The following is a 23,499-nucleotide window of genomic DNA, read 5'->3' as shown; positions in this document are numbered from 1 at the left end:
AAAGACGACGACGAGGTAACACCCTACGCTGCCGCTTGAATTTCAATTAATCGAGGCGCCACACATACTGCACCTTGGTCCAGGTCGCTTGCGGTTTGCCATCGACGGTACCCGGTTTGTTTTTGCAAGCGCCCGACATCAACTGCAAGCGCACGGCATTATCCAAACCACGGAAACCGCTGGACTTATCGACCTTGACTTCAGTCACCGCACCATCGGCACCAATCAAGACCGATAACAGCACGGTCCCGGTTTCTTCATTGCGCAAAGAAGCACGCGGATACTCAGGCTTGCAACCGGCCACATTGAAGTCGATAACGGCCGCAATCGTGCTTGGACCCGCCGCGGCTTTCGGCGCTTCCACTGCAACTGCCGGTGTTTTGGCAAACACTTGCGGTTCCGGTTTGACATTCGATACTGCAGCAATCGTATTTTGCGGCTGAACTTGCGGCTGCACCTGCACTTCCGGTGGCGGAATGAACGGTGGTGGCGGTGCCAACAGTTTCGGCGGTGGTGGTGGCGGCACATCAGGCGGCGGCGGTGGTGGTTTAATTTCTTCCACCAACTTGGCTTCCAATGGCTTTTGGATGATCTCGACGAGCTTGGTGCCCAAGCCATTGATGAGCGCATACACCAATACGACGTGAAAAACTATAACCAGCCCCAAACCGAGAAACTTCTTACCCGGCTCTTGCTGGCGATCTGAAAAATCCATTAAAACTCCTTCAAAACCACAAGGTCAACTATTTGACGCAAGTCAAAAAATTTCAAATAAAAATTGATTATAAAGGTTGTGGGGTACCAAACAGCCGGTGACACTCAAAACCACTTATAAATTAACCAGCAGGGGCAAGGTCAAAATATAAGCCTGTATTTTATGAAAAATGCCAGCATATAATTTGCGCAACCGTGCTTCCCTACTCGACAAATCCGGCTGACAATCAGCAAAACAGGCACTTGGCAGTGCTTTGACAAACACCTGAAAAATTTGCCCATCCACTCACTTATTCACCCGATTCCTCGCGCCAAGCATGCGAACAATTTGAATGAAAAATTACCACAAAGACAAAGTCTTGTAATTTTTTGCAAATAAATTCCATCTTTTTTTCAAAAAATGTAAATTTCTACGCCAAAAAATTTCAGACCGCGCATAAAACCATTTCTCTATATTACCTGTCAATAGCTTCAAAGCACCATTTCCCTGAAAAACAACAAGCTGTATTCTGCCAAATATTTTACGCGAAAGGAAATGCTGTGTTTTGTGCTTTGCAGCAATTAATTGGTGCACTTTCTCTCTATGACAAACTATTTATTTAATTATTTGCCTACAAGCGCGATGTGACGAATAAAATTCACTTCAACGCGAAATACCAGCATCAAGCCAGCATAAAACTTGCAAAAATTGTGCCAGTTTTTCTCACGCTTTTAATGCGTCACAACAAATAAAAAAACCTTGCACGCCATTCCAACGGGAATTCCCTGTTCAGTTTATCGCAAAGCGCACAGATTCGGTGCAAGAGAAAATGATAAATAATTTTTACAGGCATAGGCAAATCTATCGATCTTACGCTAAGGTTACGGCGTTTCCATCGCGCACCAAGGCAAAGCCGGTACGGTGCGCCATCCGGACGACACCGATCACCGTAGTAAGAGGAACATCTGATGATTTTTAGCTTCACGGCGGCATCTTCTGCCCGCCACCATTGCCGTCGCCTCATGGCGAGCGCGGCCCTGTTGTTGGCTGCCCTGGCAAACGGAGCGGCGAGTGCCGCCAGCGCGCCAGCAACGCCCGCTACGAGCAAGGAATTGCGCACGGTCTTCATCGCCACCGAAACCGGCTTTGATCCCGCCGTCACCCGCGACATCTATTCCAACGCCATCATCGAAGCCGTGTTTGACCGGCTGTATGGCTATGATTACCTGGCCAGCCCAGCCAAAATCATTCCCGAGGCGGCCGCCAGTTTGCCCGAGGTATCGGCCGACGGCATGAGCTATACCATACGCTTGAAACAGCATATCGTGTTTGCCGACGACCCGGCGTTTCAGGGTAAGACCCGCGAACTGACGGTGAATGACTTTGTGTATTCATTCAAGCGCCTGATGGATCCACGTATCGCCTCGCCGCACCAATGGCTGCTGGAAGGGAAAATCGTCGGCCTCGATGCGCTGGCCGAACAAGCTAAAAAAAGCGGCAAATTTGATTACGATGCCAAGGTGCCCGGCTTCGAAGTACTCGATCGCTACACGCTGCGGCTACACCTAACCCGGCCCGATTACAATTTGCCCATGATACTGGCGTATACCGCGGCCTCGGCGGTAGCGCGCGAAGTGATCGAGCAATATCGGGATTTGCAAGGCCAAGCGATGGCTAACCCAGTTGGCACCGGCCCGTATCAATTGGACGAATGGGTACGCGGCGCGAAAATCGTGCTCGCAGCAAGTAAAACTTATCGCGAGGAATACTGGCATTTCACCGGCAACGGCACGGCGGTCGACCAAAAGATCATCGCCGCCATGGAAAACAAGCGCATCCCGCAAATTGACCGTATCGTGATCAATATCATCGTCGAAGCGCAATCGCGCTTGCTGGCCTTTCAACAAGATCAAATCGACTTGTTCGAATTAAGCTCCGGGCTCTCGCCTCAAGTGATCCGCAACAACCGCCTCAAACCAGAATTGGCTGCCAAGGGCGTGCAACTCTCGCACGTCATTCAGCCGGAATTGGTGACGCAATATTGGAATATGCGCGACCCGGTGGTGGGTGGCTTAGCCAAAGAAAAAATCGCGCTGCGCCGCGCGATTGCCATGGCCTATGACGTCGAGGAAGAAATTCATGTGATCGCCCATGACCAAGCCGTCGCTTTGCAATATCCGATACCACCGGGCGTGGTCGGTCACGATCCCGATTACGTCAGCAGTATTCAATATGATTTACCGGCGGCCAATGCCCTGCTCGATCGCTTCGGCTATCGGCTCGGTGCCGATGGCTTTCGTCGTCTGCCCAACGGTGCGCCGCTGACCATCACCTACACGTCCACGCCCGACTCCAGCGGTTATGTGCAAGCTGAATTCTGGAAAAAAACCTATGACAAACTGAAAATCCGCATGAAATCGGATTTCCGGCCCTTTGCCGAAATTTTGAAAGCCGAAAAAAATTGCCAGCTTACTCAGCGCAACGCCCCATGGTTAGCCGACTATCCGGACGCCGATAATTTCATGCAATTGTTTTACAGTAAAAATATCTATATGAATAACAACGGCTGCGTCGCGATTCCAGCTTACGATCGCTTATATGAACAAAGTCAAAAGCTGCCGGCCGGTGCCGCACGCGACCGGCTTTATCATAAAATGGCACGCATCATGGAAGTGTATTCGGCCCAGCGCATCACGGCCGTTCCGTATACCAATTACCTGCTGCAAGCGCGCGTGATCGGTTACAAGAAACACCCTATCATGCATACCGAATGGCGCTACCTTGACATCGATCCCAAACAATAACCCGGACTCAGCACCTCTATGAGCACTTATATCCTGCGTCGCCTGTGGCAGATGGCACCGACCCTGCTCGGCGTGATCCTGCTGGTATTTTTCTTATTCAACTGGGTAGGCGGCGATCCGGCCTACCTGTTGGCTGGAAAAATGTCCAACCCCGAACAAATCGCCAATATCCGCACACAACTCGGCATTGACCAGCCGTATTACGTGCAATTATGGATTTTCATCAAGCAAATTGTGACTTTCGACTTCGGCAACAGTTGGAGCACCGGCGAAGCCGTCTCCGCCATCCTCAAGAGTCGGCTCGGCCCTTCGTTGACGGTGCTGGTGCCGCTGACCCTACTTGAAAGTGTGCTTGCCATCGCCTTGGCTTTGAGTATCGCGTTTCGGCGTGGCTCATTTTCCGACCGTGCCGTGATGATCGCCTGCACCATCGGCATGTCGGTCAGCATCCTGGTCTACATCATCGTCGGCCAATATGTGTTCGCCTTTCAACTGGGCTGGTTTCCAGTACAGGGCTGGAGCAATCATTTTGTCACCAACTTGTTCAAGTACGCGGCCCTGCCGATACTGATCGCGCTGATGGTCAGTGTGGCACCGAATCTGCGTTTATTCCGCAGTTTTATTCTCGATGAAGTCAATCAGGACTATGTGCGCACCGCGCGCGCCAAAGGGGTGCCGGAATGGCGCGTAAAGTGGCTGCATGTGCTGCGCAATGCCGCCATACCCATCGTCACGCACATCATGTCGAATCTGCCGGCGCTGTTGATCGGCGCGTTTCTGATCGAACGCTTCTTTTCGATTCCCGGCATCGGCCGTGAAGTCATTCTGGCAGTTGAGCGCAGTGATTTCCCGGTGATCAAAGCGATCACCGTCTACGTCGCCGCTGCCACCATGTTTTTCAATCTGCTTACCGATCTGCTCTACCAAGCACTCGATCCGCGCATACAATTAAAATAAGGATCGCTCATGATTTCTGCTCCAACGCATACTTCGCCGGGCCTGTGGGCGCTGGCCGCGCGCCGTCTGCGCGCCGACAAAGTAGCCATGGCGGCGCTGACCGTCGTGCTCGCCTTCTTACTGCTCATCAGTTGCTCGGCCTGCGGCTGGCTGGCCGCCGACTGGGAACAAGAAGTCGGCCTCAGCTACGCGCCACCCGGCTTCATCGGTGCCGATGCCGAAGAAACCGGCGCCAGCGCGCCTACCATCGCGCCGGCGGCGGCCAGCAGTATCGAAGACAATGACATCATCGACCCGCTGGCAGTCGAGCTGCGCGAGATCCGCGCCAAGTTGGCACAGGCCGGTAAAGCGACCGTTCTTGAACGGGCAGCCACCCTGCCCTTCGGGGCCGACCGCTGGGGCCACGACATCCTCAAGAAAACCATCAAAGGAGCAGAAACTTCCATCGTCGTCGGCCTCGTCGCCGCCTTTCTGGCCACTCTGCTCGGCACCGTCTTCGGTGCCTTGGCCGGCTATTTCGGCGGCCGCATCGATGATTTTTTCAACTGGTTTTACAGCATTTTCACTGCCATCCCCTATCTGTTACTGATCCTCTCTGTGGCCGCGGTGCTGCAGCAAAAAGGCGTCGGCACCATCGTCCTCATCCTCGCCCTGACTGGCTGGACCGGGCCATTTCGCTTGATGCGCGCCGAATACATGAAACACAAGAACCGCGAATACATCTGGGCGGCCGATGCCATCGGTGCCAGCCATTGGCGCAAAATGGCCTGGCAGATTTTTCCGAATGTCAGCCACGTCGCCCTGGTACAAGTTTCGATACTGGTAGTCGGCTTCATCAAATCGGAAGTGATACTGAGCTTTCTCGGCTTCGGCGTGCCGGTCGGAACGGTTTCCTGGGGCAGCATGCTCAATGAAGCCCAGAATGAATTGATACTTGGAAAGTGGTGGCAACTGACTGCCGCCACCGTCGCCATGGCGGTGTTGGTAACTGCCTTCTCCTTGTTTACCGATGCCTTGCGCGATGCGCTCGACCCCAAGTTAAAGTAAGGAAATCACGATGTCATCCATCGCTACATCGCCGGCATTGCTGGAAGTCGAGAATCTGCAAATCGCTTTTCGCATCAACAAACACGACTATGCCGACACCGTCAAAGGCATTTCGTTTCAGATTCCGTATAACAGCACGGTGGCCTTGGTCGGAGAATCAGGCAGCGGCAAATCGGTCAGCTCGCTGGCCATCATGGGTTTGCTGCCGCCCGACAGTGCCCGTATCGGCAGCGCCAGTGCGATCCGCTTTGAAGGACGCAGCCTGTTGGAATTGAGTCTCGATCAACGGCGTCAACTGTGTGGCAAAGATATTGCCATGATTTTCCAAGAGCCTATGAGTTCGCTCAATCCAGTCTTCACGGTCGGCTACCAGATTGGCGAAGTATTACGCCTGCACATGGGCATGACAGCGCGCCAGGCGCGCGCGCGCGCCATCGCGCTGCTGGAAGAAGTCGGCATTCCCGAGCCCGCCGCCAAGGTCGATGCCTATCCGAGCCAACTTTCGGGCGGCCAACAGCAACGCGTGATGATTGCCATGGCCATCGCTTGCGAACCGAAACTGTTGATCGCCGATGAGCCAACCACGGCGCTCGATGTGACGATACAAAAACAAATCATCGAACTCATCAATGCCCTGCGCATCAAACTGCGCATGTCCGTGCTGTTCATTACCCACGATCTGGCCTTGGTCGGCGAAATTGCCGACCAGGTGATCGTCATGCGTCATGGTGAAATTCGCGAAGCCGGCAGCGTCGACCAGATTTTCTTGCGGCCGCAAGATAGCTACACCCAAGCACTGCTGCATTGCCGACCAAGCTTGGACCAGCGCCCATGGCGCTTGCCGGTGATTGCCGATTTCCTCACGCAAGGCGGCGCGACTACGCTCGCACAACAGCGTCAGCGCGGCCTCGACGGCAGCGAAGCCATCGTGCTCGAGGTAAAGCATTTGAGTAAAAGTTTTTACACTCCCAGCGGCTGGTTCGGCAAAACCGAATTCAAGGCGGTCGATGATGTCTCATTCAAACTGGCACGTGGTAAAACTTTGGGCGTGGTCGGTGAATCGGGTTCGGGCAAAACCACGGTCGGCCTGTGCCTGATGCGTTTGCATGCGGCCAGCCAGGGCCAAGCCTTATTCGACGGGAGAGATATTCTGGCCATGTCGAAAGCAGAATTTTTGCCTTACAAACGGCGCATCCAAATCATTTTTCAAAATCCCTATGCCTCGCTCAACCCGCGCTACACAGTAGGGCAGATACTGACCGAACCGATGCAGATCCATCAAATCGGTGCCGATCGCCAGGCCCGCGAGTACCTCGCGGCGCAATTACTCGATAAAGTCGGCTTGCCGGTCGCCGCCATCGGCCGCTATCCGCATGAATTTTCCGGCGGCCAGCGCCAGCGCATCGCGATTGCACGCTGCCTGAGCATGCAACCGGAAGTCTTGATTTGCGACGAATCAGTATCGGCACTCGATGTCTCGGTACAAGCCCAAGTACTCAATCTGCTGCAAGATTTGCAGGAAGAATTCGGCCTGTCGTATATCTTCATTTCGCACGATCTGGCCGTGGTCAAATACATCGCCGATCAAGTCATGGTGATGCAACAAGGGAAAGTCGTCGAATTGGCGAATTCCGACACCTTGTATCAACAACCGCAGCAAGCCTACACGCGCAATTTACTCAATGCGATTCCGCGCGGGTATGGCGCGCACCGTATCGCCGCAGCTGCTTGATCAGGGAGATGAATATGGATGCCATCAAAAAACTGTTTCGCGAACTCATGCCGGCAGTGGAATTCTGCTCGCTGCGCTTAGTCGATGAAAATCACGAAGAATTGCTGGTACGCCAAAACGTCCTGCAACCACTCCATAGCAAGCGTAGTCGTGGTGCCATGCTCAGTGTGATACATCGCGGTGGCTACGGCTATGCCGCCACCAGCGATCTGTCGCGCAGCGGCTTGGGCGCGGCACTGCGGCGCGCCTGCGACTGGGCCAGCCAAAGCGCGGCACGTGGCGTCACCGATTTCAGCACCCTGCCGCAATCATCGGCACAAGGACGGTACCAAGGCCCGAGCGCCAGCGGCCTTGGTCGGCGCGACTTGATCGCACTGTTACAGCAAGAAAGCCAAGCTTGCCGGATCGATGCGCGCATCGTCGATTGGCAGGCTGCCATCGCCCGCACCAGCAGTCGGCAAATGCTGTGCAACAGCGCCGGTGCCGATCTCGAGCAAAGTTTCGACTACCTCATTCCCAGTCTGTCGGTCAGCGCGCATCACGACGGCGACACCCAAACCCGCAGCCTCGGCGGCCAATACAATGGCTTTTGCCAGCAAGGTGGCAGCGAAATTTTATCTGCTGCCGGCTTGTATGGGGCCGGCGCGCGCGTGGCCAGCGAAGCCTTAGCCCTGCTGGCGGCACCGAACTGCCCGAGCGGCGTGATGGATTTGCTGCTGATGCCAGAGCAGATGATGTTGCAAATACACGAATCGATCGGTCATCCGCTGGAACTCGACCGCATCCTCGGCGACGAACGCAATTTCGCCGGTACCAGCTTCGTCACGGCCGATATGTTTGGACATTTTCAATATGGCTCGGCACTGCTCAATGTCACGCATGACCCCTCGCGCGCCGAACAATTCGCCAGCTATCACTGGGATGACGAAGGCCACCCAGCCGAAAAAACCTGGCTCATCCGCGCTGGCGTACTCGAGCGCCCACTCGGCAGTGCCTTGTCGGCCGCACGCAGCGGCTTGCCTGGTCTGGCGAATGCCCGCGCCTGCGACTGGAACCGCCCACCGATCGACCGCATGGCGAACCTGAACATCGAAGCCGGCAGCAGCACGCTGCAAGAAATGATCGCCGCCGTCGAATATGGCGTGCTGATGAACACCAATGTCTCGTGGTCTATCGATGATTCGCGCAATAAATTTCAATTCGGCTGCGAATACGGACAATTGATCAAACACGGCGAACTACAAGGCTGGCTGAAGAACCCGAATTACCGCGGCATTTCCGACAGCTTTTGGCGCTCGCTGAAAATGGTCGGCGACGCCACCACCTGCGCCGTCATGGGCACGCCCTACTGCGGCAAGGGCGAACCGGCACAAGTAATCCGCGTCGGCCATGCCGCTCCGGCCTGCCTGTTTGAACAAGTCGAAGTTTTCGGAGGTGATGCCTGATGCAAGAATTTTTTTACCAACTCGCCGACTACGTGCAAACCCAACTGCAAGACGAGGAACAAAGCACCTGCTATTTGTCGGCCGAGAGCAGCGACTTCGTGCGCTTCAACCACAGCACCATCCGCCAACCCGGTCATGTGCAACAAATTGTTTTACGTCTGCAATTGCTGCGCGGCAGTTGCCATAGCAGCCGCAGTATCAATCTCAGTGGCAATACTGAGACTGACCTGCCCCTGCTCGATGACTGTCTGCTGCAATTACGCAGCGAGTTGCCCGATCTGCCAGCCGACCCGCATTGGCTCAGCACCAGCAGCGTCAGCCACAGCAGCACGGTGCAAGACAGCGCACTGCCGAGCGCCGCCGAACTGGTCGCCCAGATTCTGGCTGCTGCTGCCGGCCTCGACCTGGTCGGCTTGCTCAGCTATGGCAGCATTTGCCGCGGCTTTGCGAATTGCGCCGGACAGCGAAACTGGTATCAAACGAAAAATTTTAATTTCGACTGGAGCCTGTTTCATGCCGGAGACAAGGCCATCAAGTCCAATTACGCCGGCATGCAATGGGATCAACAGCAATTTTTGCAAAAATTCGCACTATCAAAACAACAACTGCTGTTATTGGCGCGCCCGGCCATCAGCATCACGCCGGGCGACTACCGGGTGTATCTGACGCCAACCGCACTCAATGAATTGCTAGGCATGCTGAACTGGCGCGGGCTGTCGGAAAAAGCCCTGCGCACCCAACAAAGCTGCCTGCAACGGCTGCACAGTGGCGCGGTAGCGCTCAATCCGGCGCTGCATCTGTGGGAAGACAAGCAACTCGGCATCGCCCCGAGCTTTCAAGAACAGGGCTTCATCAAGCCACCGCAGATCGCCCTCATCCGTGCCGGACAGTTGTGCGGCAGTATGGTGTCGCCGCGCAGCGCTAAAGAATACGGCATCGCCGATAACGGCGCCGACTCGGAAGAAAGCTGCCACTCATTGCGCATGCAGGGCGGCGAACTAGACATGGAGCAAGCTCTGGCCGCACTCGGTACCGGTATCTACATCAGCAACCTCTGGTATTTGAATTTTTCCGATCGCGCCAGTTGTCGCATCACCGGCATGACCCGCTTTGCCTGCTTCTGGGTTGAAGATGGCGTGATTCGCGCACCACTCAATGTGATGCGCTTCGATGACTCACTCTACCGCTTGCTGGGCGATGAATTATTGGCGCTGACAACCCAAACCGAACTCATCATGGATGACCAATCCTACGGCGAACGACGCACCGGCGGTGCGCAGTTACCGGGGGCCTTGTTGAAGGCGATGCGTTTCGTGTTGTAACATTCGCGCTTAACCACTACAATTCCGACCTGTTGTGATGAACGCGCTGAATTTCGCCTCGCACAACAATTTTCAGGAGTTTCCTGAAACCAAACATTCTATTCTGCCGATCCGTGCACCACAGCGCTGACGGCAAGGAAAGACGATTTTATCTGGAGTCAATATGGCATTTCTGCAAGGCAAAAAAATTCTGATCACCGGTTTGCTGTCCAACCGCTCCATCGCTTATGGCATTGCCCAGGCATGCAAACGCGAAGGCGCAGAACTGGCTTTCACCTATGTCGGCGAACGTTTCAAAGACCGGATCACTGATTTCGCGGCAGAATTCGACAGCAAACTGGTGTTTGACTGTGATGTTGCCAGCGACGAGCAAATCGATGCGGTCTTCACCGATCTCGCCAAGCATTGGGACAAACTCGATGGTTTGGTGCATGCGATCGGCTTTGCGCCACGCGAAGCCATCGCCGGCGAATTCCTCGATGGTTTTTCACGCGAAGCCTTCCGCATCGCGCATGATATCTCGGCTTACAGCTTCCCAGCTATGGCCAAAGCGGCCCTGCCTTTGCTGCATGAAAACTCGGCCCTGCTGACCCTGTCTTACCTCGGTGCCATTCGCGCCATTCCGCATTACAACACCATGGGCTTGGCGAAAGCGTCGTTGGAAGCCTCGGTACGCTATTTGGCGGAAAACCTCGGTAAAAAAGGCATACGCGTCAATGGTATCTCGGCCGGCCCGATCAAAACTTTGGCTGCCAGCGGCATCAAAGATTTCGGTAAATTGCTTGGCTTCGTTGCCGCGCATGCACCCTTGCGTCGCAATGTGACCATCGAAGACGTCGGCAACACCGCCGCCTTCCTGCTCTCGCCACTGGCCAACGGCATCACCGGCGAAATTACCTATGTCGATGGCGGTTTTTCGCATGTCATGGGTTTGAACGCCGAATCCTACGCGTAATCGCATGGGCGTCTGCTGCCGACATCAGTGGCAGCAGACTCAGCTTATGGCCACGGCTGGCTTGTTTCTGACGATCAGCGGACTGAAAGCCTTGGCCGAAATCGCAATCCTCTCGCCGACCTGCAAATTTTGCACTTCATCGGCGGCGGCGATGATTTCAACGATATCCGCACCGACCAGCAGCGACAAAATAAATACCACCTCTTCGCGCCGTACCGCCAGCACTTGCGCCTGCAATAATAATTGCCCCTGCATACGCTGCTGCAAAAACATCTCTGACGGACTGCCACTGCGCGCCACCGTGCCGTTTTCCAGCAGAAAAACTTGTTGCGCCAACTTAAACACTTCACCGACATCATGACTGACAAACAAGGTAGTCAAACCGAATTCGCGTTGCAGTTGTATCAATTCATCCTGTAATTGCGCACGCATGGCGGAATCGAGCGCCGTCAAGGCTTCATCGAGCAGCAACACGCGCGCCTGACTGCCAATCACACGCCCGAGCGCGCGCGCCAAGGCCACGCGCTGCTTTTGCCCGCCCGATAATTGCGCCGGCAAGCGCTCACGCAAGGCTGCTAAACCGCTCAACTCCAGCAAACGTTGGCATACCTGTTCCTGCCCCGCTGGCAAGGCATACGCGACCTGCTGCGCCACGTTCAAATTTGGAAACAAGGCATAATCCTGAAACACCAAACCGAGCGCACGCTGTTGCGGCGGCAAATTGATGCCACGCGCACTGTCATACCAACACTGACCATCAACCGTGATGCACCCGCTGTCGGGTGCGGTTAAACCGGCCAACATGCGCAAGAGCGTGGTTTTACCAGCTCCCGAGACCCCGAACAAGGCCGCACAGGCACCGGCCGCAAGCTCAAATTGCACATCGAGGCGCAGCGCCCCCTGACTGCTTTGCAAAGACTTTTGGCAATCGAATGTAATCATGGCCACATCCGCGCAGCAAGGCTGCGGCGATTGAGTAAATACACGCCCAATAAAATACTGAAACTGAGCACCAACAGCACGGCCGCATAGGTATGGGCAGCGGCATAATTGAGGCTCTCCACCTCATCATAAATCGCCAGCGAAGCGACCTTGCTCACACCGGGAATATTTCCGCCTATCATCAACACCACACCGAACTCGCCGACCGTATGCGCGAAGCTCAACACCACCCCGGTCAACACAGCCGGTTTGATATTGGGTAACAAAATACGCCACAAGGTGTAGAAATCGGATTTACCCAAACTGCGCGAGGCTTCGAGTAAAGACGCTGGTAAATTTTGCAAACCGGCTTGCAGCGGTTGCACCATAAACGGCAAACTGAAGATCAGTGAACCGAGCACCAAACCGGAAAAACTGAACACCAACTTCAGATGCAAATACTGCTCCAGCCAGTGCCCGAAAGCGTGCTGCGGACTCAAAGCCAGCAACAAATAAAATCCCAATACCGAAGGCGGCAGCACCAGCGGCATGCTGACCAGCGTTTCCCACAAGGGTTTCAGGCGGCTTTGCGACGAAGCCAAAAAATAAGCCAGCGCTATACCGATTGGCAACAGCAACGCTGTCGTCAAGGCCGCCAGACGAAAACTCAGCCACAACGGTGCCGTATCGATGCCGCCTATCATGCCACCACTCCATCATTAGCCGAGCCAGCCATAATACTCATCTCGTTCGCCTTCACCAGCCCCTCGAGTGCATCACCGACTTGCAGTTGCAAATTCTTGGCCGAGCGCGTGGTGATGACGGAACTGATCGTCACGCCGGCGAGATCATCCAGCAGCACGAGCACGCGCGTCAATAGCTGTCCCCATTCGATCTCGACTATGCGGCCGGGCAAGCGATTACGCAGGCTGATTTGCCCCTGTAAATTCTTGGCCAAGGCCACTTCGGTTTCCTTGAACAGCATCTGTACCGGCTGCGCCGCCTGCCAAGTCGCCAATTGCTGCGCGCTGCCCAGCAAGGTCGCCGTCAATTGCAGTGCACCCACGGCGACATCGACGATGGCGACAGTACCATGCGCCTCGACCGCCAAAATTGTTCCGTGCAAACAATTCATGGCAGCAAATAACCGTAACGCTGCAAAATCGCCCGTGCTTTGGCCGAATACATGAAGTCATAAAACTGCTGCGCCGCTTGCGCATGATGTTGTCGACCATAATTAAGCAACACCGCCCCCTGCGCAATCGGTTCATACGCAGACTTCGGCATCTCTACCCAACTGCCATGGCCCTGCATCTGCGGCGACAGCACCACCGACTTGGCGGTGAAACCGAGATCGACCAAGCCCGAGTCGATATATTGATTGGTTTGCGAAATACTTTCACCAAACACCAGTTTGCTCTGTACAGCAGCATCCAGACCCAAGGTTTTCAGCATTTTCATGGCTTCGCGACCGTAAGGTGCAGTCTTGGGGTTAGCCAGCGCAATGCGCGTGATCGCGGCACTGCTCAGTAATTGCTGCCACTGCTGCCAATCGCGGCTTTTACTGCTCCACAACACCAGCGCACCGCTGGCATACACCTTCGGGGCTGCCGTGGTAAAGCCATCTCGATACAATTTTTCGGGAAATTCCATATCGGCCGACAAGAATACATCGAAGGGCGCACCATTACTGATCTGCGCCACAAACTTACCCGAAGAATTGAACACCCCCTGTGCCTCGTGCCCGGTTTCCTGTTTGAAGGCCGCCTTCAAGTCATCGAAGACATACTGTACATTCGCCGCCACCGCCACCGAAATCGTCTCGGCAGCGGCCGGTAGTGTCACTGTCATACAAAACAGCAGACTGAACAATTTGTTGCGCATTCTTTATCCTATGGTTAACACACTTCATTGCTGCATCGTATCAGTCTCATCCACATTACTCAAATAAAACCAAGTGCGGCCACTTGCACATTTACTTGCTGCATGCTTTACACTTTCACCTGCCGCCCCATGGGCTTTACTCAAACGATCCAACCACACCATGCGCACCAACCATTACCGCCGTCGTTTCACCTGTTTGGCATGCAGTTGTTTGCTCCTCCTTGGCCACGCCCATGCCAGCGCGGCCGATTGCGCCGCGCCTTGGCCGGAATGGGAACAATTCAAACATCAGATGATCAGCGTCGACGGCCGCGTCACCGATCGCAAAGAAGCGCAGCAAACCACCGTTTCCGAAGCCCAAGTCTACGGCATGTTTTTCGCCCTCGTCGCCAACGACCGCAGCAGCTTCGACACCCTGCTAACTTGGACCGAAAATAATCTGGCCGGTGGCGATCTGACGGTACGCTTACCGGCTTGGCAATGGGGCCAGCGCCCCGATCAAAGCTGGGGCATACTCGATGACAACAGCGCCAGCGATGCCGACCTGTGGCTCGCCTACCTGCTCGAACAAGCCGGCCGCCATTGGCAAACGCCGCGCTACCGCGCGCTCGGCCGCTTGCTTGCGGCGCGCATACTGAAAGAAGAAAGCGCCGAACTGCCCGGCTTAGGTCTGGCCTTACTGCCGGCACCGCGCGGCTTTGCTTATGCAGCCGCCAATTCGCCGACCAGTTGGAAACTCAATGCCAGCTACCTGCCGCTGCAAGTCTTGCGTGGCCTCGAAACTGCCCACAAAGACGCGCGTTGGGGCCAATTGGCCCATTCTGCCTTCGCGATTACTGTCGGCTCCGCGCCCAAAGGCTATGCGGCCGATTGGATACGCTACAGCGCCGCCAGCGGCTTCAGCATTGACAGCGATGGTGCCGAGCAAGGGCGCGGCGGCTACAACGCCATTCGCGTCTACCTGTGGACCGGCATGCTGGCCGATACGGTGCCGGAACGCGCCGCCCTGCTCAAAGCCCTCGCTCCGATGGCGACCCTGACCGAACAACTGGGCTACCCGCCCGAATACGTGCGCATCGATAATGGCATCACAACGGGCAGCGCTGGCAGTGGCTTTTCGGCGGCATTACTACCGTTTTTCCAAGCCAGCCGCGCCCACAAAGCCTTCGATCACCAGCAACAAAGGCTGCAAGCACGCCCACCGCAAGCCTACTATGACCGCGTGCTGAGCCTGTTTGCCGGCGGCTGGCTGGAACGGCGCTATACGTTTGATGCCAACGGCAGCTTGCGGCTGAACAGTACTTGTAAGCCGTGAGCAGCAGAGAATGCTCGCGAACGTGTGCAAATAAATAAGCAGACAACTTATCTCGCTCACACTAAAATAGTTTACATCAAGGGATAAGCATAGCGGCCCCTCAGGGAAAATACCATGACTCCCCAACGCAAAGTCCAACTCGCCACCGCCTTCGTCATCGTGTGCTGGGCCTATTCCCCGATAGGCATACGCAGCGGCTTGCAAGCCTATGCGCCGGGCAGCCTGGCGTTGCTGCGCTTCCTGATCGCTTCGCTGTTCATGCTCGGCATCGCGCTCTGGCGTGGCATCGCCTTGCCGGCGCGGCGCGATATCCCACTGCTGCTGCTGCTCGGGGCCTTCGCCGTCAGCTTCCATCATCTCGCCCTCAATCTCGGTCAGCGTCATGTCAGCGTCGGTGCCGCCAGCATTTTGGCGCAATCGACGCCTATCTTCAGCGCCCTGATTGCCCGTTTTTTCTTGGGTGAAGCGGTCAGCCGCTGGCGTTGGGGCTGTATCGGCGTGGCCATGGCCGGTGCCGCGTTGGTGGCGCTGAGCGACCGCAGCGCTGCCGCACCCCACTACGGCTATGCCGCACTGATACTTGGGGCGGCCGTATCATGGAGCATTTATTTCAGCCTGCAAAAACGCTACGGTCAACGCTACAGCGACTTGACTATGGTGTGCTACACCATTTGGAGCGGCACCTTGTTGCTATGCGCTTATCTACCGGGGCTGGCCGTGCAAATCGCTGCCGCACCGCTGCGCGTCAACATGGCCGTGCTGCTACTGGGACTATTCCCGAGTGCGCTGGCCTACTTGGCCTGGGCCTATGTGCTGCAACACTGTCAACTGAGCCGCGCCGCCGCCGCCCTCTATCTGGTGCCGCCGACGGCCATCCTGATGGCCGCCGCGCTGTGGGGCGAGCTCCCGAGCTGGCCGGTATTGCTCGGTGGCGCGCTGATCATCGCTGCGCTGTTTGGGCTACAGCGCGGGCAACAAGCCTGATAGCGCCGAGTAAGTATTGCGGCCAACTCAAAAACTTGTGCAAGTTTGGTCGAAATCATGTATCATTCCGTTTTTGCACTGCAATATAAAGCAAATAAAACCTGTAGCATCGCAAGCCTGTGCTCATCAGCCTCTGATGGAGCATGTAAAAGCCCTCCCGCCCTGCATGTCTGGTATTACGAAGACATCATCCCGGCGCAAAGCTTTTGTGCCGAAATCTCATTGTCGTCCGTTGTTGGATTTTCTGTGTTCATTTCGTTTGGTTGGCGCTGCATTGTTGCGCGCGTTACGTTTGCATCGCGCTAAATCTTTACGAAAGAATTCCATGAGTTTCGAAGCACTAGGCCTCCACGTTAACCTCATCCGTGCACTGACTGACTCCGGCTATACCAAGCCGACATCGGTGCAAGAGCAGGCGATTCCTGCCGCGATTGCAGGTCGTGACCTGATGGTCTCCTCCCAGACCGGCTCGGGCAAAACTGCCGCATTCATGCTGCCAGCCTTGCACAAATTGATCGCCGCCGAAGTTGTCGAATACGACAACAGCAAAACCCCTAACCAAGAACGTCAATCGGCCCGCTCACGCGGCGACCGTCCACGTTTCATCGCTGCAAAACCAAAAATGTTGGTCTTGACACCAACCCGTGAATTGGCTTTACAAGTCACGACTGCCACCGAAAAATACAGCGCCTATTCGCGCCGTATCAAGGCCGTCTCGATTTTGGGTGGCATGCCTTATCCTAAGCAAATGCAATTGCTGGCACGCAATCCGGAAATTCTGGTTGCCACACCAGGTCGTTTGATCGACCACATGGAATCGGGCAAAATCGATTTCTCCGAACTCGAAATGCTGGTACTTGACGAAGCCGATCGCATGCTCGACATGGGTTTCATCGACGATATCGAAAAAATCGTCGCCGCTACCCCACCGACCCGTCAAACCATGCTGTTCTCGGCGACACTCGACGGCGTCGTCGGCAATATGGCCAAGCGCATCACGAACGACCCAATGGTCGTACAGATCGCCGGTTCCGCCAGCAAGCATGAAAATATCGAACAAAAAGTGCATTTCGTCGACGATTTGTCGCACAAAAATCGCCTGCTCGATCATTTGCTGCGCGATGTCTCGCTCGATCAAGCCGTGGTCTTCACCGCCACCAAACGTGATGCCGATACCATCGCTGATCGCCTCAACATCGCCGGTTTCGCCGCTGCTGCATTGCATGGCGACATGCACCAAGGCGCGCGTAACCGTACCCTCGACGGCCTGCGTCGCGGTCAAATCCGTGTTTTGGTAGCCACCGACGTTGCTGCCCGCGGCATCGACGTACCTGGCATCACCCACGTATTCAACTACGATTTGCCGAAATTCCCAGAAGATTACGTCCACCGCATCGGCCGTACTGGCCGCGCCGGTCGCAAAGGTTTGGCGATTTCCCTGGTCAACCACGCCGAAGGCATGCACGTCAAACGTATCGAACGCTTTACCAAGCAATTGATACCAGTCGATGTCATCGAAGGTTTCGAACCAAAGAAAACTGCCTCGGCACCGCGCTCTGCAGCACGCAAGCCAGGTAACTGGAAACCAGGCGACAACCGCAAACCGGCCGGTGCTGGTTTCGGCGCCAACAAACCAGCGCAACGTTCGTTCAGCAAACCGGCCGGCAGCAGCAATGCCGCACCGCGTAAAGAAGGCAGCGGCGGCTACAAAGGTACGCGTAGCACCGAAGGCAGTGCACGTCGCTCGTTTGGCGACTACAACTGATCGTCTTCAGCATATAAGCAACATTATCAAAAAGCGAACACTGCGGTGTTCGCTTTTTTTTATTCCAAGGCGCTGCAGCGTATAATCATAGCCTTGATGCTGACTGATGAAACGACCATGACCACACCCACCGAAACGCCGGTACGCCTGACCTCCTTTTCTCACGGCGGCGGCTGCGGCTGTAAAATCGCCCCCGGCGTATTGGCTGAAATTCTGAAGAAATCGAGCGGCTTCCCGGTACCGCCAGCGCTGATGGTCGGCATAGAAACGGCCGATGATGCCGCAGTTTGGCGTCTCAACGATGAACAAGCGCTGATCGCCACCACCGATTTTTTCATGCCCATCGTCGATGATCCATTTGACTTCGGCCGCATCGCTGCCACCAATGCCATCTCCGATGTCTACGCCATGGGCGGCACACCGATCATGGCGCTGGCCTTGGTCGGCATGCCGATCAATCAATTACCGCTGAGCGTGATCGGCGACATCATTCGTGGCGGAGAAACCATCTGTGCCGAAGCCGGCATACCGATCGCCGGTGGCCACACCATCGACTCAGTCGAACCGATCTACGGCTTGGTGGTGATGGGCTTGATCCATCCATCCAAGGTGAAACGCAATGCCGATGCCAAAGCCGGCAACAAGCTGATACTCGGCAAACCTCTAGGCGTAGGCATACTCTCGGCGGCCTTGAAAAAACAAGCGCTCGATGCCGCCGGTTATGCCACCATGATCGCCAGTACCACCCAACTCAATCGCCCCGGCCAACAATTATCACAGCTGAGCGGCGTGCATGCCATGACCGATGTCACCGGTTTCGGCCTGCTCGGCCACTTGCTGGAAATTTGTCGCGGTGCCGGCTTGAGTGCCACGCTGCGCATGGCTGACATTCCGCTGCTGCCAGCCGCAGCCGAACTGGCACAAGCCGGTTACGTCACCGGTGCCTCGGCCAGAAACTGGGCCGCCTATGGCCACGACGTCAGCCTGGCCGACAGCCTCAGCGCGGCGCAACAAGCCATGCTGAGTGACCCGCAAACCTCGGGCGGCTTATTGGTATCGTGCGATGCCGAAGCAGTCGAGCAAGTATTAACAATTTTCCGCGCCGGCGGCTTCATGGATGCAGCCGTCATCGGCGACATCGTGGCCGGCCCGGCGCATATAAACGTGCAAGCCTGATCTTTTACTCATTGAATGCGAACCTGACATGAACCAATTAGAGCAATTGAAGCAATACACCACCGTGGTCGCTGACACCGGTGATTTTCAAGCCATCAAAGCCTACACGCCGCGCGATGCGACTACCAATCCTTCCTTGATCTTGAAGGCGGTGCAAAAGCCGGAATACCGCCCGCTGCTGGAAGCGGCCGTGCGCGCCACCGTCGGTCGTCCGGTCGATGACACCATCGATCACCTGCTGATCGCCTTCGGTCTCGAAATCTTGCAACAAATCCCAGGCCGCGTCTCGACCGAAACCGACGCGCGCCTATCCTTCGATACCGCCGCCACCGTCGCCAAAGGCCGCCAACTGATCGCCCTGTATGAAGCCGCCGGCATTGCCCGCGAACGTATCCTGATCAAAATCGCCTCGACTTGGGAAGGCATACGCGCCGCCGAAATCCTCGAACGCGACGGCATACGCTGCAACATGACGCTGTTGTTCTCGTTAGCCCAAGCCGTCGCCTGTGCCGAAGCCGGCGCCCAACTGATTTCGCCGTTTGTCGGCCGCATCTACGACTGGTATAAAAACAAAACCGGTCAAGAAATTTTCGGTGCCGACGATCCTGGTGTCGTGTCCGTCAAAAAAATCTACTCGTACTACCGCAAGTTCGGCTACCGCACCGAAGTGATGGGCGCGAGTTTTCGCAATACCTCGCAAATTCTGGAATTGGCTGGCTGCGACCTGCTCACCATCAGCCCGGAATTACTGCAAAAATTAGCCGACTCGAACAACCCCATCAGCGCCAAGCTGAGCCCGGAAATCGCTGCCGCCAGTACGGTCGAAAAAATCGACATGCACGAAGCCGCATTCCGCTACCAACTTAACGACGATGCCATGGCAACGGAAAAACTGGCCGAAGGCATCCGCGCCTTCTGCGCCGACACGGTCAAACTGGAACACATGATCAGCGCCCTGCGCTGACCCGACGGCCACCTCGGTAGCCGGCACCCGCGCGGTGCCGGCACCGCAAATAATCAGCTATGAAAACCCTCATCGATTTGGCCAACTGGAATCGGCGCGAACATTTCGCCTTTTTCTCACGGTGTGACGAGCCTTTCCACGGCATCGTCGCCAACCTTGACTGTCGCACCGCACGCGATCACTGCCGCCGCGAGCAGCTGTCGTTCTTCCAATTTTATCTGCATCAAGTTTTGGCTGCGGTCAATCACACCCAAGCTCTGCGCCTGCGTATCGAAGATGGCCAAGTGCTCGATTACCATAGTATTCACGCCCATGCCACCATCAGCCGGCCCGACCACACGTTCGGCTTTTGCCGCATCGCTTACCAAGAAGAGTTTGCGGCTTTCAGCCGCGCCACCAGCGCTGCCACCGAGCTCGTCAAACAAGCCAGCGGCCTGTGCATAGGCGAGCACCACGAACGCACCGATGCGATTCACTTCTCCGCCATCCCTTGGATCAGCTTTTCCGGCATCAGCCATGCGCGCCGCCACAATGATGGCGACAGCGTACCGAAAATTTCAGTTGGCAAATGCTACGAACAAGACGGTCGCCTGCTGCTGCCGGTGGCTACCTTCGTCCATCATGGCTTGGTTGATGGCTGGCATATTCATCAGTTTCTTGAGCGTTTGGAAAATGGCTTGCAGGACGTCGCTTGAAGCCTTGGTTCTGCTGGCAGGCAGGCGATGTCGGCACTACTCGCACTGCGGCTGATATTTCAGAAAACGAATGGAAGGCATGTTCGAACGCAATGTAATCACTGCCGTGTAAGAGCTCGCATCCAATTGAAAATCAAGCCTCTTTTTCGGCGGATAACTGAGCATAAACAAATCTTGAAATCCAATATTTTCTGCGCCGAACTCTACCTTCATCCAACACTGCGCTTCTTCGACTGACTTCGTATCGACCTTGCTTAAAATATGAATAATCTTCTGGTAGTGCACCGGATTGTCTTTCTTGATTTTTGCCAATACGGCCCGATTATTGACATTCAATGGCCCGGAAATACGCGCGTCGTTGCCCGCATAGCCAGAGTGCGAGAAAAGAGCTGTGACGCAAACCATGGCAATATATTTTTTCATCAAAAATCTGACCAGGGTTTGCAATCCCGGCCTTCAGAGGCTGTCGCAAAAGGGTATTGAGTCGGTATCATTACCCCAACTGGTGGCCACGTCGTTCCTGCGCGCTTTTGGCAGGAATCCAGCGACGTTCGTGCTTAACTGAACATGCCAGAAATGATGATGTTTTCAGTGTTAAAAACGACGCCAGGTTCCCGCCAAAAGCACGCGGGAATGACGAGGCTGCGGCATGCGGGAAGGACGTCGACTGAAAAGCCTTTTGCGACAGCCTCTTTCTGCCTAAGCAGTAGCCGTCAGGCTAAGGTGGGAGTGGACGTCAATCATATGAGTGAGGCTTGGCAAACAAACCTGGCCGAAAAATCAGGATACCACTCGCCCCGACAACACCATCTCCACCCCACGATTCGCCAACTGATCGGCACGCTCATTACCGGGGTTGCCGGTATGACCACGCACCCAGCGCCATTCGATTTCATGGGTCGCTTGGGCGGCGTCGAGCGCTTGCCACAGGTCGACATTTTTGACCGGGGCCTTGGCCGCAGTTTTCCAGCCCTTGGCTTTCCAACCCTTGATCCATTCCGTGATTCCCTTGAGCACATATTGGCTGTCGGTGTGGAGAATGATCTGGCAAGGACGTTTGAGCGCGGCCAGTGCCTGTATTACCGCCATCAATTCCATGCGGTTATTGGTGGTTTCTTTTTCGCCGCCGCACAGTTCTTTTTCATTGCTGCCGGCAATCATGTAGGCACCCCAACCGCCGGTGCCAGGATTACCCTTGCAAGCGCCGTCGGTGTAAATTTCGATTTTATCCATGGCTATCTTTGATTTTTTTGTTGTTACTGGCCGCGTCAATCGGGCCCGCTCTTGTTGACCACGGCCACGGCATTGCCGCGCACCGGTCGCCGTCGTTTCACGGCTGGTCCGATCAGATGCATGCCACGCACGCGTTTCACGGCTTGCATCATATACACTGCGCCGAAATAGGGCCACCATTTTTGTCCGGCCGCTTCCATGAAATGATAACGCTGCAGCCACTTATCCGAACGGCACGGCGGCGCATAGCAACGAAAATCGATGCGCCCGACTTCCATGTTCAGTAATTTCAGCCAATCTTTGAGGCGCTTCGCGCTGATGAATTCGCCTTCGCGCGGCAAATAAGCAGGTGCGCCCAAGCGTGCTGCCAGTTGGCGTGCACCCCACATACTGGCTTGATTAAAGCCGCTGATGATCAAGCGCCCTTCCGGTATCAAGATGCGCTCGACCTCACGCAAGATTTGATGTGGTTCACTGGCAAATTCCAAGACATGCGGCAACACCACCAAGTCCATGCTGTGGGCATCAAACGGTAATTCGGTAAAATCGTGACTGACCACGATAGGCCGCGCCGACTTACCGGGCTCGGCGCACAGCGCGGTATTGCTGAGCCAACGCCGCGGCATGCGGCTGGCGGCCAGCGCATCAATTTGTGGCATGCCGATCTGCAGCGCATGGTAGCCGAAAATATCGGCCGTCATGGCATCGAACAGCACGCGCTCCTGCGCCAAGACATATTGCCCGGCCGACAGCGCCAACCAGGCATCGAGGTCTATAATGGGTGATTCCAATCCATCCATGTTGATCTATGAACCATTCTCTCAGTGTGTTGACAGTACCCGCATTTAACGATAACTACCTGTGGATCATCCATAATGGCAGCCATGCCGCCGTGGTCGACCCGGGCGATTCAGTTCCTATCTTACATGCGCTGGCCGCACACGGGCTGATATTATCGGCCATTTTACTCACTCATCACCATGCTGACCATATCGGCGGCGTGGCGGCGTTGTTGGCCCAGCATCCGGTACCGGTGTATGGGCCAGCCCATGATGGCATCGCTTGCGTGACCGTGGCGCTCGAAGATGGCGACAGTGTGCATGTGCCGGAACTCGACTTGAACTTGCGTTGCATCGCCGTGCCCGGCCACACGGCTGGTCATATTGCCTATTACAGCCAAGCACAAGCCTGGTTGTTTTGCGGTGACACGCTGTTCGCCGGTGGTTGCGGACGCCTGTTCGAAGGCACGCCGGCACAAATGCTCCATTCACTGGAAAAGCTGGCAGCGCTGCCCGATGCCACTGAAGTCTATTGCGCACACGAATATACGCTGTCGAATTTGCGCTTCGCCCGCGCGGTGGAACCGAATAATACCGCGCTGCAAGAGCGCAGCGTGCGCGAGCAACAGCGGCGCGAGCAAGGCATTCCTACCGTGCCAACTCAGATCGGGCTGGAAAAGCAAACCAATCCCTTCTTGCGTATCCGTGAAGCCGGCGTGATCGCGGGTTTGTTGGCAGAACAAAAAATTTCAGCCGATCAAGATGCTGTCAGTCATTTCGCTGCTCTGCGCGAATGGAAAAACCATTACGCTTAAAGTTTGCTCACC

22 protein-coding genes are annotated in these 23,499 nt (G+C 55.6%); 14 read left to right on the top strand and 8 right to left on the bottom strand.

The annotated features are described in order from the left end of the window. Positions 1-46 precede the first annotated feature (46 nt). Positions 47-715, bottom strand: coding sequence for an energy transducer TonB (locus RHM61_RS13095; RefSeq protein ID WP_322247748.1), 669 nt, complete (start codon positions 713-715; stop codon positions 47-49). A 947-nt stretch (positions 716-1,662) separates the two neighbouring features. On the opposite strand from RHM61_RS13095, the gene RHM61_RS13090 reads away from it, so the two are divergent. The 7 genes from RHM61_RS13090 to fabI all read left to right on the top strand — a co-directional run bounded on the left by RHM61_RS13090 (position 1,663) and on the right by fabI (position 10,956). Further along, a complete protein-coding gene (locus tag RHM61_RS13090; RefSeq protein ID WP_322247747.1) occupies positions 1,663-3,498 on the top strand; it encodes an ABC transporter substrate-binding protein in 1,836 nt (611 codons plus the stop codon). Between the two features lie 18 nt (positions 3,499-3,516). Then, the gene (locus RHM61_RS13085) at positions 3,517-4,455 is read left to right on the top strand and encodes an ABC transporter permease (protein ID WP_322247746.1); all 939 of its coding nucleotides are present in this window, start codon (positions 3,517-3,519) and stop codon (positions 4,453-4,455) included. A gap of 9 nt (positions 4,456-4,464) precedes the next feature. After that, complete coding sequence (locus RHM61_RS13080) at positions 4,465-5,502, top strand: ABC transporter permease (RefSeq protein WP_322247745.1); 1,038 nt, start codon at positions 4,465-4,467, stop codon at positions 5,500-5,502. 10 nt (positions 5,503-5,512) lie between these two features. Further along, positions 5,513-7,234 (top strand): ABC transporter ATP-binding protein, encoded by a 1,722-nt coding sequence (locus RHM61_RS13075; protein ID WP_322247744.1) that lies wholly within the window; start codon positions 5,513-5,515, stop codon positions 7,232-7,234. A gap of 14 nt (positions 7,235-7,248) precedes the next feature. Further along, positions 7,249-8,679, top strand: coding sequence for a TldD/PmbA family protein (locus RHM61_RS13070; RefSeq protein ID WP_322247743.1), 1,431 nt, complete (start codon positions 7,249-7,251; stop codon positions 8,677-8,679). Then, positions 8,679-10,001 carry a metallopeptidase TldD-related protein gene (locus RHM61_RS13065; RefSeq protein WP_322247742.1) on the top strand — a complete coding sequence of 441 codons (1,323 nt, stop codon included), beginning with the start codon at positions 8,679-8,681 and terminating at the stop codon, positions 9,999-10,001. Before RHM61_RS13070 ends, RHM61_RS13065 begins: the two co-directional genes overlap by 1 nt. Positions 10,002-10,164: 163 nt before the next feature. Next, the gene (gene fabI, locus RHM61_RS13060; RefSeq protein ID WP_322247741.1) at positions 10,165-10,956 is read left to right on the top strand and encodes an enoyl-ACP reductase FabI; all 792 of its coding nucleotides are present in this window, start codon (positions 10,165-10,167) and stop codon (positions 10,954-10,956) included. 39 nt (positions 10,957-10,995) lie between these two features. On the opposite strand, the gene RHM61_RS13055 is transcribed toward fabI, so the two are convergent. The 4 genes from RHM61_RS13055 to modA are packed head-to-tail and all read right to left on the bottom strand — an operon-like array spanning position 10,996 to position 13,761. Continuing rightward, on the bottom strand, positions 10,996-11,898 hold the full coding sequence (locus RHM61_RS13055) for an ABC transporter ATP-binding protein (RefSeq protein ID WP_322247740.1): 903 nt from the start codon (positions 11,896-11,898) through the stop codon (positions 10,996-10,998). Next, a complete protein-coding gene (gene modB, locus RHM61_RS13050; RefSeq protein WP_322247739.1) occupies positions 11,895-12,581 on the bottom strand; it encodes a molybdate ABC transporter permease subunit in 687 nt (228 codons plus the stop codon). The genes RHM61_RS13055 and modB overlap by 4 nt, the downstream gene beginning before the upstream one ends. Further along, entirely contained in the window at positions 12,578-13,012 is a 435-nt protein-coding gene (locus RHM61_RS13045) for a TOBE domain-containing protein (RefSeq protein ID WP_322247738.1), read from the bottom strand. The genes modB and RHM61_RS13045 overlap by 4 nt, the downstream gene beginning before the upstream one ends. Next, positions 13,009-13,761, bottom strand: a complete 753-nt coding sequence (modA, locus tag RHM61_RS13040; protein WP_322247737.1) for a molybdate ABC transporter substrate-binding protein — start codon at positions 13,759-13,761, stop codon at positions 13,009-13,011. Before modA ends, RHM61_RS13045 begins: the two co-directional genes overlap by 4 nt. A gap of 160 nt (positions 13,762-13,921) precedes the next feature. Between modA and bcsZ the strand changes: the two genes are divergently transcribed. From bcsZ to RHM61_RS13010, 6 genes are all read left to right on the top strand, one after another. Continuing rightward, positions 13,922-15,076: a cellulose synthase complex periplasmic endoglucanase BcsZ gene (bcsZ, locus tag RHM61_RS13035; protein WP_322247736.1), complete on the top strand. Its 1,155-nt coding sequence runs from the start codon at positions 13,922-13,924 to the stop codon at positions 15,074-15,076. A gap of 114 nt (positions 15,077-15,190) precedes the next feature. Further along, a complete protein-coding gene (locus RHM61_RS13030) occupies positions 15,191-16,060 on the top strand; it encodes a DMT family transporter (RefSeq protein ID WP_322247735.1) in 870 nt (289 codons plus the stop codon). Positions 16,061-16,385: 325 nt separating this feature from the next. Further along, a complete protein-coding gene (locus RHM61_RS13025; RefSeq protein WP_322247734.1) occupies positions 16,386-17,825 on the top strand; it encodes a DEAD/DEAH box helicase in 1,440 nt (479 codons plus the stop codon). Positions 17,826-17,942: 117 nt separating this feature from the next. After that, positions 17,943-19,001, top strand: a complete 1,059-nt coding sequence (gene selD, locus RHM61_RS13020) for a selenide, water dikinase SelD (protein ID WP_322247733.1) — start codon at positions 17,943-17,945, stop codon at positions 18,999-19,001. Positions 19,002-19,029: 28 nt separating this feature from the next. Next, positions 19,030-19,965, top strand: a complete 936-nt coding sequence (gene tal, locus RHM61_RS13015; RefSeq protein ID WP_322247732.1) for a transaldolase — start codon at positions 19,030-19,032, stop codon at positions 19,963-19,965. Between the two features lie 59 nt (positions 19,966-20,024). After that, on the top strand, positions 20,025-20,660 hold the full coding sequence (locus RHM61_RS13010; RefSeq protein WP_322247731.1) for a CatA-like O-acetyltransferase: 636 nt from the start codon (positions 20,025-20,027) through the stop codon (positions 20,658-20,660). A 36-nt stretch (positions 20,661-20,696) separates the two neighbouring features. On the opposite strand, the gene RHM61_RS13005 is transcribed toward RHM61_RS13010, so the two are convergent. The 3 genes from RHM61_RS13005 to RHM61_RS12995 form a co-directional block, all read right to left on the bottom strand. Then, the gene (locus RHM61_RS13005) at positions 20,697-21,083 is read right to left on the bottom strand and encodes a hypothetical protein (RefSeq protein WP_322247730.1); all 387 of its coding nucleotides are present in this window, start codon (positions 21,081-21,083) and stop codon (positions 20,697-20,699) included. Between the two features lie 357 nt (positions 21,084-21,440). Further along, positions 21,441-21,893, bottom strand: a complete 453-nt coding sequence (rnhA, locus tag RHM61_RS13000; protein ID WP_322247729.1) for a ribonuclease HI — start codon at positions 21,891-21,893, stop codon at positions 21,441-21,443. Positions 21,894-21,928: 35 nt separating this feature from the next. Then, entirely contained in the window at positions 21,929-22,693 is a 765-nt protein-coding gene (locus tag RHM61_RS12995; RefSeq protein ID WP_322247728.1) for a class I SAM-dependent methyltransferase, read from the bottom strand. Between the two features lie 8 nt (positions 22,694-22,701). On the opposite strand from RHM61_RS12995, the gene gloB reads away from it, so the two are divergent. Beyond that, positions 22,702-23,487, top strand: a complete 786-nt coding sequence (gloB, locus tag RHM61_RS12990) for a hydroxyacylglutathione hydrolase (RefSeq protein ID WP_322247727.1) — start codon at positions 22,702-22,704, stop codon at positions 23,485-23,487. The last annotated feature ends 12 nt before the right edge of the window (positions 23,488-23,499 follow it).

Origin of the sequence: Undibacterium sp. CCC3.4 (assembly GCF_034347425.1) — a bacterium.
Taxonomy (GTDB): domain Bacteria; phylum Pseudomonadota; class Gammaproteobacteria; order Burkholderiales; family Burkholderiaceae_D; genus Undibacterium.
This window is presented reverse-complemented; position numbering and strand designations above follow the sequence as displayed.

Excerpts from the sequence above, each read along its gene's own strand:
- selD (WP_322247733.1), top strand. The coding sequence starts at position 17,943 with ATGACCACACCCACCGAAACGCCGGTACGCCTGACCTCCTTTTCTCAC.
- RHM61_RS13030 (WP_322247735.1), top strand. The coding sequence starts at position 15,191 with ATGACTCCCCAACGCAAAGTCCAACTCGCCACCGCCTTCGTCATCGTG.
- modB (WP_322247739.1), bottom strand. The coding sequence starts at position 12,581 with ATGATAGGCGGCATCGATACGGCACCGTTGTGGCTGAGTTTTCGTCTG.
- RHM61_RS13055 (WP_322247740.1), bottom strand. The coding sequence starts at position 11,898 with ATGATTACATTCGATTGCCAAAAGTCTTTGCAAAGCAGTCAGGGGGCG.
- fabI (WP_322247741.1), top strand. The coding sequence starts at position 10,165 with ATGGCATTTCTGCAAGGCAAAAAAATTCTGATCACCGGTTTGCTGTCC.
- RHM61_RS13095 (WP_322247748.1), bottom strand. The coding sequence starts at position 715 with ATGGATTTTTCAGATCGCCAGCAAGAGCCGGGTAAGAAGTTTCTCGGT.
- RHM61_RS12995 (WP_322247728.1), bottom strand. The coding sequence starts at position 22,693 with ATGGATGGATTGGAATCACCCATTATAGACCTCGATGCCTGGTTGGCG.
- modA (WP_322247737.1), bottom strand. The coding sequence starts at position 13,761 with ATGCGCAACAAATTGTTCAGTCTGCTGTTTTGTATGACAGTGACACTA.
- gloB (WP_322247727.1), top strand. The coding sequence starts at position 22,702 with ATGAACCATTCTCTCAGTGTGTTGACAGTACCCGCATTTAACGATAAC.
- RHM61_RS13085 (WP_322247746.1), top strand. The coding sequence starts at position 3,517 with ATGAGCACTTATATCCTGCGTCGCCTGTGGCAGATGGCACCGACCCTG.
- RHM61_RS13070 (WP_322247743.1), top strand. The coding sequence starts at position 7,249 with ATGGATGCCATCAAAAAACTGTTTCGCGAACTCATGCCGGCAGTGGAA.
- RHM61_RS13005 (WP_322247730.1), bottom strand. The coding sequence starts at position 21,083 with ATGAAAAAATATATTGCCATGGTTTGCGTCACAGCTCTTTTCTCGCAC.
- rnhA (WP_322247729.1), bottom strand. The coding sequence starts at position 21,893 with ATGGATAAAATCGAAATTTACACCGACGGCGCTTGCAAGGGTAATCCT.
- bcsZ (WP_322247736.1), top strand. The coding sequence starts at position 13,922 with ATGCGCACCAACCATTACCGCCGTCGTTTCACCTGTTTGGCATGCAGT.
- RHM61_RS13065 (WP_322247742.1), top strand. The coding sequence starts at position 8,679 with ATGCAAGAATTTTTTTACCAACTCGCCGACTACGTGCAAACCCAACTG.
- RHM61_RS13010 (WP_322247731.1), top strand. The coding sequence starts at position 20,025 with ATGAAAACCCTCATCGATTTGGCCAACTGGAATCGGCGCGAACATTTC.
- RHM61_RS13045 (WP_322247738.1), bottom strand. The coding sequence starts at position 13,012 with ATGAATTGTTTGCACGGAACAATTTTGGCGGTCGAGGCGCATGGTACT.
- RHM61_RS13075 (WP_322247744.1), top strand. The coding sequence starts at position 5,513 with ATGTCATCCATCGCTACATCGCCGGCATTGCTGGAAGTCGAGAATCTG.
- tal (WP_322247732.1), top strand. The coding sequence starts at position 19,030 with ATGAACCAATTAGAGCAATTGAAGCAATACACCACCGTGGTCGCTGAC.
- RHM61_RS13080 (WP_322247745.1), top strand. The coding sequence starts at position 4,465 with ATGATTTCTGCTCCAACGCATACTTCGCCGGGCCTGTGGGCGCTGGCC.
- RHM61_RS13090 (WP_322247747.1), top strand. The coding sequence starts at position 1,663 with ATGATTTTTAGCTTCACGGCGGCATCTTCTGCCCGCCACCATTGCCGT.
- RHM61_RS13025 (WP_322247734.1), top strand. The coding sequence starts at position 16,386 with ATGAGTTTCGAAGCACTAGGCCTCCACGTTAACCTCATCCGTGCACTG.